Genomic DNA, 13,568 nt, shown 5'->3' with positions numbered 1-13,568 from the left:
GGAATGCCCCATGAACGTCCCACGGCCGCCCCGGATGTCGCCAAGGACCGTCCCCGGGGCAAGCTCCCGCGGCGGGCCGTGGACGCAAATTCATGCAAGCGTGCTTGATTGTTTCTTGGCTCGCTGCCATGCTCCTCCCCATGTCCGAGCCGACGCCCGTCATCGACGACCTGCGCGAGGAGAGCACGGAACTCGACCGGCTGGTAGCCGGGTTGGGAACCGAGCGGTGGGCTCTCGCCACCCCCGCGCCCCGCTGGACCATCGCCCACCAGATCGCCCATCTGCACTGGACCGACCGCGCCGCACTGCTCGCCGTGACGGACGAGGACGGTTTCCGCTCGGAGGCCGAGAAGGCTCTCGCCGCCCCCGACACGTTCGTCGACGAGGGCGCCGAGGACGGCGCCCGGCTCCCGCCCGCCGAGCTGCTGTCCCGCTGGCGCGAGGGCCGGACCGCGCTCGACCGGGCCCTGCGGGAGGCCGCACCCGGCACCCGCTTCCCCTGGTTCGGGCCGCCTATGTCCGCCGCCTCCATGGCCACCGGCCGGCTTATGGAGACCTGGGCCCACGGCCAGGACATCGCCGACGCCCTGGGTGTGGTCCGCGCCCCCACCGCCCGGCTCCGACATGTGGTCCGCATCGGGGTGCGCGCGAGGAACTTCGCCTACCTGGTACACGGCCTCACCCCTCCCACCGAGGAGTTCCGGGTGGAGATCACCGGCCCGGACGGCGAGCTGTGGACCTACGGCCCCGAAGCCGCCCCGCAGCGCGTCACCGGCCCCGCACTCGACTTCTGCCTCCTGGTCACCCAGCGCGCCCACCGGAGGGACCTCGCCGTGCGCGCCGTCGGCCCCGACGCCGACCGCTGGCTCGACATCGCCCAGGCCTTCGCCGGCCCGCCCGGCACCGGCCGCACCCCGAAGGGCGGCACCGCGTGACCCTGCGCATGGGCAACGCCTCCGGCTTCTACGGCGACCGCTCCGACGCCCTGCGCGAGATGCTCACCGGCGGTGAACTCGACGTCCTCACCGGCGACTACCTCGCCGAGCTGACCATGCTCATCCTGGGCCGCGACCGGCTGAAGGACCCCGGCGCCGGATACGCCCGCACCTTCCTCCGCCAGCTGGAGGACTGCCTGGGCCTCGCCCAGGAACGCGGCGTAAGGATCGTCACCAACGCCGGCGGCCTCAACCCCGCCGGACTCGCCGACGCGGTGCGGACGCTGGCCGACCGGCTCGGCATCCCCGTGCGCGTCGCACATGTGGAGGGCGACGACCTCACCGCCGCCCACCCCGGCAGCCTCGCCGCCCACGCCTACCTCGGCGGCTTCGGGATCGCCGAGTGCCTGCGGGCCGGCGCCGACGTCGTGGTCACCGGCCGGGTCACCGACGCCGCCCTCGTCACCGGACCGGCCGCCGCCCACTTCGGCTGGCGGCCGCAGGAGTACGACCGGCTCGCGGGCGCCGTCGTCGCCGGACACGTCCTGGAGTGCGGAACCCAGGCCACCGGCGGCAACTACGCGTTCTTCAACGAGGCTTCCGGAGATCTCCGGCGGCCCGGTTTCCCGCTCGCCGAACTCCACGAGGACGGCAGCTGCGTGATCACCAAGCACCCCGGCACCGGCGGCTTCGTCGACGTCGGCACGGTGACCGCCCAGCTCCTCTACGAGACCGGCGGCGCCCGGTACGCCGGCCCCGACGTCACCGCCCGCCTCGACACCGTACGGCTGAGCCAGGACGGCCCGGACCGGGTACGGATCGAGGGCGTGCGGGGCGAGGCACCGCCCCCGACCCTCAAGGTCGGCCGCAACCGGCTGGGCGGCTTCCGCAACGAGGTCGTCTTCGTCCTCACCGGGCTCGACATCGAGGCCAAGGCGGATCTGGTACAGGAGCAGATGGCCGACGCCCTCGCCAAGTCGCCCCCGCAGGAGGCGCGGTGGGAGCTGGTGCGCACCGACCGGGCCGACGCGGACACCGAGGAGACGGCCAGCGCACTGCTGCGGCTCGTCGTACGGGACCAGGACCAGGAAGCCGTCGGGCGGGCGCTGAGCGGAGCCGCCGTGGAACTGGCACTCGCCAGCTACCCCGGCTTCCATGTGCTCGCACCACCTGGCAAGGGCGCGCCCTATGGGGTCTTCGAGGACGTGTACGTCCCCCAGGGCGAGGTGCCCCATGTGGCCGTCCTCCACGACGGGCGACGGATCCCTGTGCCGCCGGCCCAGGACACCCTCGCACTCCAGGATCCGCCGCGACCGCCGCTGCCCGAGCCGCTCCCGGCCGGTCCCACCCGGCGGGCGCCCCTCGGCCTGGTCGCCGGGGCCCGCAGCGGTGACAAGGGCGGGAACGCCAACGTCGGCGTCTGGGTGCGCTCGGACGAGGCCTGGCGGTGGCTCGCGCACACCCTGACCGTCGACACTTTCCGGCACCTCATACCCGAGAGCCGTGAACTGACCGTCACCCGGCACCTCCTGCCCAACCTCCGCGCCGTCAACTTCACCGTCGAAGGCATCCTCGGCCGGGGTGTGGCCGCCCAACACCGTTTCGACCCCCAGGCCAAGGCCCTCGGCGAATGGCTTCGCTCCCGCCACCTGGACATCCCGGAGGCCCTGCTGTGACGGTCATCGAGACCACGCTCGACACCCACACCCCCGACTACCGGGCGAACCGCGACACCATGCTCGCCAAGCTCACCGACCTGGAGGCCGAGCACGCCAGGGCCCTCGCGGGCGGCGGCGACAAGTACGTCGCACGGCACCGGGCACGCGGCAAACTCCTCGCCCGCGAGCGCATCGAACTCCTCCTCGACCCCGACACGCCGTTCCTTGAGCTGTCGCCGCTGGCCGCCTGGGGCAGCGACTACGCCGTCGGCGCCTCGCTGGTGACCGGGATCGGGGTCGTCGAGGGCGTGGAGTGCCTGATCACCGCCAACGACCCCACCGTGCGCGGCGGCGCCAGCAACCCCTGGTCGCTGAAGAAGGCCCTGCGCGCCAACGACATCGCCCTCGCCAACCGGCTGCCCTGCATCAGCCTGGTCGAGTCCGGCGGCGCCGACCTGCCCTCGCAGAAGGAGATCTTCATCCCGGGCGGGGCCATCTTCCGCGACCTGACCCGGCTCTCGGCCGCCGGTATCCCGACCGTCGCCGTCGTCTTCGGCAACTCCACCGCCGGCGGCGCCTACATCCCCGGCATGTCCGACCACGTGATCATGGTCAAGGAGCGCGCCAAGGTCTTCCTCGGCGGACCGCCCCTGGTGAAGATGGCCACCGGCGAGGAGAGCGACGACGAGTCCCTGGGCGGCGCGGAGATGCACGCGCGCGTGTCGGGTCTCGCCGACTACTTCGCCGTCGACGAGCCGGACGCGCTGCGCCAGGCGCGCCGGGTGGTCGCCCGCCTCAACCACCGCAAGGCGCACCAGGATCCGGGCCCGGCACAACCCCCCAAGTACTCCGCCGACGAACTCCTGGGCATCGTCCCCGGCGACCTCAAGATCCCCTTCGACCCGCGTGAGGTGATCGCCCGGCTCGTCGACGCCTCCGACTTCGACGAGTTCAAGCCGCTGTACGGAACCAGTCTGACGACGGGCTGGGCCACCCTGCACGGCTATCCCGTGGGGGTGCTGGCGAACACACAGGGCGTCCTGTTCTCCGCGGAGTCGCAGAAGGCCGCCCAGTTCATCCAGCTCGCCAACCAGCGGGACATCCCGCTCCTCTTCCTGCACAACACCACCGGCTACATGGTCGGCAAGGAGTACGAGCAGGGCGGGATCATCAAACACGGCGCGATGATGATCAACGCGGTCAGTAACTCGAAAGTCCCGCACATCTCGGTCCTCATGGGCGCCTCCTACGGCGCCGGCCACTACGGCATGTGCGGGCGCGCCTACGACCCCCGTTTCCTGTTCGCCTGGCCCAGCGCCAAGTCGGCCGTCATGGGTCCGCAGCAACTCGCCGGCGTCCTCTCGATCGTCGCCCGCCAGTCGGCGGCCGCGATGGGACAGCCGTACGACGAGGCCGGCGACGCAGCCATGCGCGCCATGGTCGAGCAGCAGATCGAGTCCGAGTCGCTGCCCATGTTCCTGTCCGGGCGGCTGTACGACGACGGAGTCATAGACCCGCGCGACACCCGCACCGTCCTCGGCCTGTGCCTGTCCGCCATCCACACGGCCCCCTACGAGGGCGCGCGGGGCGGCTTCGGCGTCTTCCGGATGTGAGGGATCACATGATTTCGACTCTGCTGGTCGCCAACCGGGGCGAGATCGCCTGCCGGATCTTCCGCACCTGCGCCGAACTCGGCATCCGGACCGTCGCCGTCCACTCGGACGCCGACGCGAACGCGCTCCACACGCGCGTGGCCGACACCGCGGTACGACTGCCGGGCGCCACGCCCGCGGACACCTACCTGCGCGGCGACCTGGTGGTGAAGGCCGCCGTGAGCGCCGGCGCGGACGCCGTGCACCCCGGGTACGGCTTCCTCTCCGAGAACGCCGACTTCGCCCGCGCCGTCATCGACGCCGGTCTGGCCTGGATCGGGCCGCCCCCGGAGGCGATCGAGGCGATGGCGTCCAAGACGCGCGCCAAGGAGCTGATGGGGATCGCGCCACTCGGCGAGGTCACCGAGTCCGACCTGCCGGTACTGGTGAAGGCGGCCGCGGGTGGCGGTGGGCGCGGGATGCGTATCGTGCGCCGCCTGGAGGAGCTGACCGCCGCACTGGACGGCGCACGCGCCGAGGCCGCGAGCGCCTTCGGCGACGGCGAGGTCTTCGTCGAGCCCTACATCGAACGCGGCCGCCATGTGGAGGTGCAGATCCTCGCCGACGCGCACGGCACGGTGTGGCCGCTGGGCACCCGCGACTGCTCACTCCAGCGCAGACACCAGAAAGTGATCGAGGAAGCGCCGGCGCCCGGGCTCGCGGAAGGGCTCACGAAGGAGCTTTACGCGCTGGCCGTGCGCGCCGCCCGCGCCGTCGCCTACGTCGGCACGGGCACCGTCGAGTTCCTCGTCGCCGACGGAAAGGCGCACTTCCTGGAGATGAACACCCGCCTCCAGGTGGAACACCCCGTCACCGAGGCCGTCTTCGGCATCGACCTGGTCGCCGAACAGATCCGCATCGCCGAGGGCCACGCCCTCCCGCTCGAAGCCCCCCGCGCGCACGGCCACGCGATCGAGGCCCGCCTCTACGCCGAGGACCCCGCCCGCGACTGGGCCCCGCAGACCGGCACCCTGCACCGCCTCACCGTCCCCGGCAGCGTCCGCCTGGACACCGGCTACACCGACGGCGACGAGATCGGCGTCCACTACGACGCGATGCTCGCGAAAGCGGTCGCGCACGCCCCCACACGCGCGGAAGCGCTGCGCACGCTGGCGAACGCGCTCGACAGCACCACCCTGCACGGCCCCACCACCAACCGCGACCTCCTCGTCCGCTCCCTGCGCCACGAGGAGTTCACCGCGGCCCGCATGGACACCGGCTTCTACGACCGCCACCTCACCACCCTCACGGCGCCCGCCCACGACCCGCACGCCCCCCTCGCGGCCGCCCTGGCCGACGCCCACGGCCGCTCCCGCTTCGGCGGCTGGCGCAACGTTCCCTCCCAGCCGCAGACCAAGCGCTACCTGATGGCAGGCGAGGAACACGAGGCCCACTACCGGCACACCCGCGAGGGCCTCACGGCAGAGGGCGTACGGGTCGTGCACGCGAGCGCGCATCTGGTCGTACTCGAAGTGGACGGCGTACGCCGGAAGTTCGAGGTGACGAGATACGGCGACCAGGTCCACGTCAACAACACCGCTCTCACCGCGCTACCCCGCTTCCCCGACCCGAAGGCCCAGCTGGCGCCGGGATCCTTGCTGGCACCGATGCCGGGGACGGTGGTCCGGGTGGCAGAGGGCCTGGCGGAAGGGGCCGCCGTAGAGGTCGGCCAGCCCCTGCTGTGGCTGGAGGCGATGAAGATGCAGCACCAGATCACAGCACCGGTCACGGGCACGCTGACCGAGCTGAAGGTGGTGCTTGGGCAGCAGGTAGAGCCCGGCTCTCTCCTGGCAGTGGTGAAAGCGCCCCTTTAGGGCGCGGGGCTGTATTCGATATGCGGCTACCGCCGCGTGAACGCGACCAGCAACGACGATCCCGCACGCGAAGGAGCCACGTTGACCCCCCAAATCGAATCCGACGAGCACAAGGCACTCCGCGAAGCGGTGGCCACCCTCGGCAGGAAGTACGGCCGCGACTACATCACCCGAGCCATCGCGGAGGGCCGCCCTCCCACCGAACTCTGGCGGGAGGCCGGAAAGCTCGGCTACCTCGGCGTCAACCTCCCGGAGGAACACGGCGGCGGGGGCGGCGGCATCGCCGACCTCTCCATCGTGCTCGAAGAGCTCGGTGCAGCCGGCTCGCCGCTCCTCATGCTCGTGGTCTCACCCGCCATCTGCGGCACAGTGATCGCCCGCTTCGGAACCGACGCCCAGAAGACCCGCTGGCTCCCCGCGCTGGCGGACGGCTCACGCCTGATGGCCTTCGGCATCACCGAACCCGACGCCGGCTCCAACTCCCACCGCATCACCACCACCGCCCGCCGTGACCCGGACACCGGCGACTGGCTGCTCACCGGCCGCAAGGTCTTCATCTCCGGCGTCGACATGGCCGACGCCGTCCTGATCGTCGGCCGTACCGAAGACGCCCGCACCGGACGCCTCAAGCCCTGCCTGTTCATCGTCCCGACAAACGCCGAGGGCTTCCACAAGCACCCCATCGACATGGAACTCAACGCCGCGGAGAAGCAGTTCGACCTGGTTCTCGACGACGTACGGCTGCCCGCGGACGCACTCGTCGGCGACGAGGACGCGGGCCTGCTGCAACTGTTCGCCGGACTCAACCCGGAGCGGATCATGACGGCCGCCTTCGCGATCGGCATGGGGCGCTACGCACTGTCCAAGGCGATCGAGTACGCGCGCGACCGTACCGTCTGGAAGACCCCCATCGGCGCCCACCAGGCCATCGCACACCCCCTCGCCCAGGCACACATCGACCTTGAACTCGCGCGCCTGATGATGCAGAAGGCGGCCCATCTGTACGACGCGGGGGACGACATCGGCGCGGGCGAGGCCGCCAACATGGCCAAGTACGCGGCGGGCGAGGCATGCGTCCGCGCGGTCGACCAAGCCGTGCACACCCTCGGCGGCAACGGACTCACCCGGGAATTCGGACTCGCTTCGTTGATAACGGCCGCGCGCGTGGCTCGTATTGCTCCGGTGAGCAGGGAGATGATTCTCAACTACGTCTCCCACCAGACTCTCGGCCTTCCCAAGTCGTACTAGGCCACCCACTGGCACCGGCAGCCGCCTGGAGGAACCGTGTTCCGCAGCGAGTACGCAGACGTTCCGCCCGTAGAACTCCCCATCCACGAGGCGGTGCTGGGCCGGGCCGCCGAGTTCGGTGACACGCCCGCCCTGATCGACGGCACCGACGGCACCACCCTCACGTACGAACAACTGGACCGGTTCCACCGCAGGATCGCGGCCGCGTTCGCCGACGCGGGCGTCCGCAAGGGCGATGTGCTCGCCCTGCACAGCCCCAACACGGTCGCCTTCCCCGCGGCGTTCTACGCCGCCACGCGCGCGGGCGCCTCCGTCACCCTCGTGCACCCGCTCGCCACACCCGAGGAGTTCGCCAAACAGCTCAAGGACTCCGCGGCCCGCTGGATCGTCACCGTCTCACCGCTGCTGGAAGCGGCCCGCCGGGCAGCCGAACTCGCCGGCGGCGTAGCCGAGATCTTCGTCTGCGACAGCGCACCCGGGCACCGCTCCCTGATCGACATGCTCGCCGGCGACGCCCCCGAACCGCAGGTCGACATCGACCCCGCCGAGGACGTCGCCGCACTGCCGTACTCCTCCGGCACCACCGGCATCCCCAAGGGCGTGATGCTCACCCACCGCCAGATCGCCACCAACCTCATCCAGCTGGAGCCGGCCGTCCCGGCGGCCCCCGGCGACCGCGTCCTCGCCGTGCTCCCGCTCTTCCACATCTACGGCCTCACCGCACTCATGAACGCGCCCCTGCGCAAGGGCGCAACCATCGTCGTACTGCCCCGATTCGACCTGGAGACCTTCCTCGCGGCGATCCAGAACCACCGCATCACCGGCCTGTACGTCGCCCCGCCGATCGTCCTCGCCCTCGCCAAGCACCCGCTGGTCGAGCAGTACGACCTGTCCTCCCTGAAGTACGTCATGAGCGCCGCCGCACCCCTGGACGCCCTCCTCGCCGCCGCCTGCTCCGAGCGCCTCGGCCTGCCACCCGTCGCACAGGCCTACGGCATGACGGAACTCTCGCCCGGCACCCACGTCGTCCCGCTCGACGCCATGCACCAGGCACCGCCCGGCACCGTCGGCAAGCTCATCGCCGGCACCGAGATGCGGATCGTCTCCCTCGACGACCCGCACAAGGACCTCGGCACCGGCGAACCCGGCGAGATCCTCATCCGCGGGCCCCAGGTCATGAAGGGCTACCTCGGCCGCCCCGACGCCACCGCCGCGATGATCGACACCGACGGCTGGCTGCACACCGGCGACGTCGGCCACGTCGACGCCGACGGCTGGCTGTTCGTCGTCGACCGGGTCAAGGAACTCATCAAGTACAAGGGCTTCCAGGTGGCCCCCGCCGAACTGGAGGCACTCCTGCTCACCCACCCGGGCATCAGAGACGCCGCAGTCGTCGGCGCCTACAACGAGGACGGCAACGAGATCCCGCACGCCTTCGTCGTCCGCCAGCCCACCGCCCACGACCTCACCGAGAACGAGACCATGCTCTACGTCGCCGAACGCGTCGCACCCTACAAACGCGTCCGCAAGGTCACCTTCGTCGCCGGAGTGCCCCGCGCGGCCTCCGGGAAAATACTCCGGCGCGAACTGCGCGAACTGCGCGCACTGGGCGAAACCGGGCGGACCGGGGAACCCGGGGAGCGGGCATGACGTTGATCGGCCAGACACGCGCGCGTGCCGTCGCCACCCTCAGCCTCGACTCCACCCCCACCCGCAACGCCCTGTCCGCGGCCCTCGTCACCGAACTCGCCGAAGCCCTCACCGACTGCGCCAAGGACCCCGGGATCCGCGCGGTCGTCCTCACCCACACCGGTACCACCTTCTGCGCCGGCGCCGACCTGCGCGACCCGCCCCACCCCGACGCGCTCGTCGGCCTCCTGCGCCAGATCGTCGAACTCCCCAAACCGGTCGTCGCCCGGATCACCGGCCACGTCCGCGCCGGCGGCCTCGGCCTCCTCGCCGCCTGCGACATCGCGGCCGCCGCCACCGCCGCCACCTTCGCCTTCACCGAGGTACGCATCGGAGTTGCCCCCGCCGTCATCTCCCTGACCCTCCTCCCACGCACCGACCCCCGCGCCCTCGCCCGCTACTACCTCACCGGCGAACGCTTCGAAGCCCCCGAAGCCGTACGCCTCGGCCTCCTCACCACCACCGCCGACGACGTCGACACCGCCCTCGAACCCATCCTCGACGGCCTCCGCCGCTCCGCCCCCCAGGCCCTGACCGAGACGAAACAGCTGCTCACAGCTAGGGTGCTGGAAACATTCGACCGGGACGCGGCCGCCCTGACCGCCCTCTCGGCCCGGCTGTTCTCCTCCGACCAGGCCCGCGAGGGGATGACGGCCTTCCTCGAACGACGGGATGCGGCGTGGGTGGTGTGAGCACGGCTGGCGCGAGTACGGCGGAACACGCGCGCGGACCTCAACAGGACCGCGCCCCCAAACAGGACCGCAGCCGGGCCACCCGGCAACGGCTCCTGGAAGCCGCCGTGGCCTGCCTCGCCGAACACGGCTGGGCAGGCTCCACGGTCGCCGTCGTCGCCGAACGCGCCGGCGTCTCCCGAGGCGCCGCCCAGCACCACTTCCCGACCCGCGAGGACCTCTTCACCGCCGCCGTCGAATACGTCGCCGAAGAACGCTCCACGGCCCTGCGCGCCCTGTTCCCGCAGGGCGCCGCCGACGACCGCCGAGCCGTGGTCCGTGCCCTCGTCGACCTCTACACCGGCCCCCTCTTCCGCGCCGCCCTCCACCTCTGGGTAGCCGCCTCCGACGAGGACCAGCTCCGCCCCCGGGTCACCGAACTGGAAGCCCGAGTCGGCCGCGAGACCCACCGCATCGCCGTGGACCTCCTGTCCGCCGACGAATCCCGTCCGGGCACCCGCGAAACAGTCCAGGGCCTCCTGGACATGGCGAGGGGCCTGGGCCTGGCCAACCTGCTGACGGACGACGGGGCGAGGAGAGAACGAGTGGTGACCCAGTGGGCGGCACTGCTGGACGAGGTCCTGGGGTGAGAAGCGGGGCCCGAAGGGCCCGCTTCTCAGGGGCGCGGGGCTGCACCCGATGTGCGGCCACCGCCGCGTGGGCGCGACCAACCCCCACCCGCCCGCACCCGCCCCCGCACCGTCAAAGGCGGCTCAGCGGGCGATATCCGCATACCCGGCGATGTCCTGAGGCTTCCTCGGCCCCGGCCCCACATACTCCGCCGACGGCCGCACCAACCGCCCCGTCCGCTTCTGCTCAAGAATGTGCGCCGACCACCCAGCAGTGCGCGCACACGTGAACATCGACGTGAACATGTGGGCCGGCACCTCCGCGAAGTCCAGCATGATCGCCGCCCAGAACTCCACATTGGTGGCCAGCACACGATCCGGCCGACGGTTGTGGAGTTCCTCCAGCGCGGCCTTCTCCAACGCCTCCGCGATCTCGAACCGCGGCGCCCCCAGCTCCCGTGCCGTCCGCCGCAACACCCGCGCCCGCGGATCCTCCGCCCGGTACACCCGGTGCCCGAACCCCATCAGCCGCTCACCCCGGTCCAGCGCACCCTTGACGTACCCCTCCGCGTCCCCGGTCCGCTCGATCTCCTCGATCATCCCCAGCACCCGGGACGGCGCACCCCCGTGCAACGGCCCCGACATCGCGCCCACCGCACCCGACAGCGCCGCGGCGACATCCGCACCGGTGGAAGCGATGACCCGCGCGGTGAACGTGGACGCGTTCATGCCGTGCTCGGCGGCGGAGGTCCAGTACGCGTCCACGGCCGCGACATGCCTGGGATCCGGCTCACCGCGCCAGCGGATCATGAACCGCTCCACCACCGAGTTCGCCTTGTCGATCTCCCGCTGCGGCACCATCGCCAGCCCCTGCCCACGCGCGGACTGGGCGACGTACGACAGCGCCATGACCGCGGCCCGCGCCAGATCCTCCCGGGCCTGCGCCGCGTCGATGTCGAGGAGCGGTTTCAGCCCCCACACCGGGGCGAGCATGGCGAGCGCCGACTGGACGTCCACCCGGATGTCACCCGAATGGACCGGGATCGGGAAAGGCTCGGCGGGCGGCAGACCGGGATTGAAGGCACCGTCGACCAGCAGCCCCCAGACGTTCCCGAACGAGACGTGCCCGACCAGATCCTCGATGTCGACGCCCCGGTACCGCAGGGCGCCACCCTCCTTGTCCGGTTCGGCGATCTCCGTCTCGAACGCAACGACTCCTTCGAGCCCAGGTACGAAGTCGGACATGGGGGCGGCTCCTCAATGAGGTGTACGGCGGCGGCATCTGCACCATAACCCCGAGTGCCAGAGTTGGGGAGCCCAGCGGCACTCAGTGCCACAGTAGCTCTGCGCCACATGTGCCCCCGACCCATATGTGCATACGGCAAGATGACCGCGTGACCGACCCCGACGCCGCCGCCTCCGACCACATCCTCAACCCCGCGCTGATGCGCAAGCACTACCGGGCCGAGGGCCTCGACGAGCACGACCTGGCCGCACACCCCATGGACCAGTTCACCCGCTGGTTCGAACAAGCCGCACGGGCGGCCGCCGACGGCATGATCTACGAACCCAACGCGATGATCGTCTCCACCGCCGACACCGAGGGCCACCCCAGCTCACGCACGGTCCTGATGAAGCAGTACGACACCCAGGGCTTCGTCTTCTACACCAACTACGACTCCCGCAAAGCCCAGGACCTCGGCGCGAATCCCCATGTCTCGCTGCTCTTCCCCTGGCACGCGATCGCCCGTCAGATCATCGTCACCGGCACCGCCCGCCGCACCGGCCGCGACGAGACCGCCGCCTACTTCCGCACCCGCCCGCACGGCTCCCAGCTCGGGGCCTGGGCTAGCGCCCAGTCCTCGGTCATCCACTCCCGCACCGAACTCGACACCGCCTACGCCGAACTGAGCGCCCGCTATCCCGAGGGCGAACAGGTCCCGGTCCCCCCGCACTGGGGCGGCTTCCGCATCGCACCCCGCACGGTCGAGTTCTGGCAGGGCCGCCACAACCGCCTCCACGACCGCCTCCGCTACGCCATCGCCCCCGACGGCACCTGGCACGTGGACCGCCTCAGCCCCTGAAACGCAGACGACCCGCGAACTCGTGGTCCCTCCGCCTGACGGCGAAGAAGCCGGCCGGACGTACCGGCGAGCTCGCGGGTCGGGTGACTGCGTTGGATTGGCCGGCTGCGTGCGTCTCGCACACGCTGATCCGGCACCGCACATCGTGTGGTGGCGAGCCGCTAGCCCGCAGCCACCTCTTCCGTCCGGTATGCATACATCTGCCGAACCACCTCCTCTCCGAAGTAACAGCCACTCTAAGAAGCTGCTCGGAACGGTTCAACTGTTTTTTGGAGATGTACGCGGCCACGGCTTCTCGCGGTGGTCGTCTAGGTTTCGTACATGACAAAGCGGCAGGTGATTCTCGGTGGTTCCGTGTTCGAGGAGCAGATCGGCTATGCGCGGGCGGTGGTGGACGGGGACTGGGTGCATGTGTCCGGGACCACCGGGTTCGACTATGCGGCCATGACCATCTCCGAGGATGTGGTGGAGCAGGCCGAGCAGTGTCTGCGGAACATCGGGGCGGCGCTGGCCGAGGCCCGGTGTGGCTTCAAGGATGTGGTGCGGGTGCGGTATCTGCTGCCCGAGCGGGAGGATTTCGAGCCGTGCTGGCCGGTGTTGCGGCGGGTGTTCGGGGATGTGCGGCCGGCCGCGACGATGATGGTGTGCGGGCTGGCGGATCCCCGGATGAAGATCGAGATCGAGGTGTACGCGCGGCTGGCGGCAGGAGGGGAGGGGGACGCGTGAGTGGTGTGCTGAGGTTCGTTCCCGTGGGTGGGGACGAGGCGCTGGAGGAGTGGCGGTATGTGCACAACGTCGTGGTGCCGCCTGCCGCGATGTCGGCGGCGGAGGCGCGGGAGCGGCTGGCGCGCGGGTACCGGCTGGAGAACGCGTATCTCGGGGACGTTCTCGTGGGGTGCTCGACGGTGCGGCCCGTGGTCGGCGGGGCGGTGACCGTGATCGCGCGGGTGCTGCCCGGGTTTCGGGGGCGGGGGTTCGGTAAGGCGTTGTACGAGCGTGGGCTCGCGCACGCGCGTGTGCAGGGTGCCGAGGCCGTCGAGACGTGTGTGCTGGCGGTCAACGAGGACGGGCTGCGGTTCGCCGGTCGGTGCGGGTTCGTCGAGGTCGAGCGGTATGTGCTCGACGGAGGGAACGATGAGTGGGTGGATCTTCGGCTGGGGCTGTGAGCGTCGGCTTGCAACGATTCCT

At 70.9% G+C, this 13,568-nt stretch carries 12 protein-coding genes; 11 read left to right on the top strand and 1 reads right to left on the bottom strand.

Features of this window, described 5'->3' with window-relative positions:
* The first annotated feature begins 140 nt into the window (after positions 1-140).
* The 8 genes from ABTY98_RS26410 to ABTY98_RS26375 all read left to right on the top strand — a co-directional run bounded on the left by ABTY98_RS26410 (position 141) and on the right by ABTY98_RS26375 (position 10,317).
* The gene (locus ABTY98_RS26410) at positions 141-935 is read left to right on the top strand and encodes a TIGR03084 family metal-binding protein (protein ID WP_352223460.1); all 795 of its coding nucleotides are present in this window, start codon (positions 141-143) and stop codon (positions 933-935) included.
* Positions 936-943: 8 nt separating this feature from the next.
* Positions 944-2,611, top strand: coding sequence for an acyclic terpene utilization AtuA family protein (locus tag ABTY98_RS26405; protein WP_352223586.1), 1,668 nt, complete (start codon positions 944-946; stop codon positions 2,609-2,611).
* The gene (locus tag ABTY98_RS26400; RefSeq protein ID WP_352223459.1) at positions 2,608-4,206 is read left to right on the top strand and encodes an acyl-CoA carboxylase subunit beta; all 1,599 of its coding nucleotides are present in this window, start codon (positions 2,608-2,610) and stop codon (positions 4,204-4,206) included. The genes ABTY98_RS26405 and ABTY98_RS26400 overlap by 4 nt, the downstream gene beginning before the upstream one ends.
* Positions 4,207-4,214: 8 nt before the next feature.
* On the top strand, positions 4,215-6,059 hold the full coding sequence (locus ABTY98_RS26395; RefSeq protein ID WP_352223458.1) for an acetyl/propionyl/methylcrotonyl-CoA carboxylase subunit alpha: 1,845 nt from the start codon (positions 4,215-4,217) through the stop codon (positions 6,057-6,059).
* A gap of 81 nt (positions 6,060-6,140) precedes the next feature.
* A complete protein-coding gene (locus ABTY98_RS26390) occupies positions 6,141-7,307 on the top strand; it encodes an acyl-CoA dehydrogenase family protein (protein ID WP_352223457.1) in 1,167 nt (388 codons plus the stop codon).
* A gap of 36 nt (positions 7,308-7,343) precedes the next feature.
* The gene (locus tag ABTY98_RS26385) at positions 7,344-8,957 is read left to right on the top strand and encodes a 4-coumarate--CoA ligase family protein (protein ID WP_352223456.1); all 1,614 of its coding nucleotides are present in this window, start codon (positions 7,344-7,346) and stop codon (positions 8,955-8,957) included.
* Positions 8,954-9,688: an enoyl-CoA hydratase family protein gene (locus ABTY98_RS26380; RefSeq protein WP_352223455.1), complete on the top strand. Its 735-nt coding sequence runs from the start codon at positions 8,954-8,956 to the stop codon at positions 9,686-9,688. The genes ABTY98_RS26385 and ABTY98_RS26380 overlap by 4 nt, the downstream gene beginning before the upstream one ends.
* Positions 9,676-10,317 carry a TetR/AcrR family transcriptional regulator gene (locus ABTY98_RS26375; protein ID WP_352223454.1) on the top strand — a complete coding sequence of 214 codons (642 nt, stop codon included), beginning with the start codon at positions 9,676-9,678 and terminating at the stop codon, positions 10,315-10,317. The genes ABTY98_RS26380 and ABTY98_RS26375 overlap by 13 nt, the downstream gene beginning before the upstream one ends.
* Before the next feature lie 123 nt (positions 10,318-10,440).
* Here ABTY98_RS26375 and ABTY98_RS26370 read toward each other — a convergent pair whose 3' ends face one another.
* Entirely contained in the window at positions 10,441-11,541 is a 1,101-nt protein-coding gene (locus ABTY98_RS26370) for a citrate synthase 2 (protein WP_352223453.1), read from the bottom strand.
* A 125-nt stretch (positions 11,542-11,666) separates the two neighbouring features.
* Here ABTY98_RS26370 and pdxH point away from each other — a divergent pair, with 125 nt between their 5' ends.
* The 3 genes from pdxH to ABTY98_RS26355 all read left to right on the top strand — a co-directional run bounded on the left by pdxH (position 11,667) and on the right by ABTY98_RS26355 (position 13,546).
* Complete coding sequence (gene pdxH, locus ABTY98_RS26365) at positions 11,667-12,380, top strand: pyridoxamine 5'-phosphate oxidase (RefSeq protein ID WP_352223452.1); 714 nt, start codon at positions 11,667-11,669, stop codon at positions 12,378-12,380.
* A 321-nt stretch (positions 12,381-12,701) separates the two neighbouring features.
* On the top strand, positions 12,702-13,106 hold the full coding sequence (locus ABTY98_RS26360) for a RidA family protein (RefSeq protein ID WP_352223450.1): 405 nt from the start codon (positions 12,702-12,704) through the stop codon (positions 13,104-13,106).
* Positions 13,103-13,546, top strand: a complete 444-nt coding sequence (locus ABTY98_RS26355) for a GNAT family N-acetyltransferase (RefSeq protein ID WP_352223449.1) — start codon at positions 13,103-13,105, stop codon at positions 13,544-13,546. The genes ABTY98_RS26360 and ABTY98_RS26355 overlap by 4 nt, the downstream gene beginning before the upstream one ends.
* Positions 13,547-13,568 lie beyond the last annotated feature (22 nt).

This window comes from Streptomyces sp. NPDC096040 (genome assembly GCF_040303265.1).
Lineage (GTDB): Bacteria > Actinomycetota > Actinomycetes > Streptomycetales > Streptomycetaceae > Streptomyces.
Note: the sequence above shows the minus strand (reverse complement) of the source record. Positions and strands in the feature narration are given on the sequence as shown.